Here is a 230-nt window from a genome sequence, read left to right as displayed (position 1 = left end):
CTGCGAGCTTCTCCAACGCCGCCTACTCTGCCTTGAGCTGTCCGTCCCCCTCGGTGTAGGGAATGCCCCGCTCGTTCAGCAGGCGCCGGGCCTGGTCGCAGGCCTCGCCGCAATCGCCGGCAGAGAGGGTGACCGGGTAGCGGCTCGCCGCCTGGCGTACGGCGAAGGGGAGCGCCGCCGCTCCGGCGCCGCCCCCCATTTTCTTCCGCTCCTTCTGCTGGGCCTCCGCC

The 230-nt window shown here is 72.2% G+C and carries 1 pseudogene; it reads right to left on the bottom strand.

The window, feature by feature from the left end:
* Positions 1 to 22 precede the first annotated feature (22 nt).
* Positions 23 to 230, bottom strand: a pseudogene (locus tag ACTFO6_RS20160) (glutaredoxin family protein); the annotation flags it as partial.

Origin of the sequence: Pelomicrobium sp. G1 (assembly GCF_051905455.1) — a bacterium.
Classification (GTDB): Bacteria; Pseudomonadota; Gammaproteobacteria; order Burkholderiales; family UBA6910; genus Pelomicrobium.
This window is presented reverse-complemented; position numbering and strand designations above follow the sequence as displayed.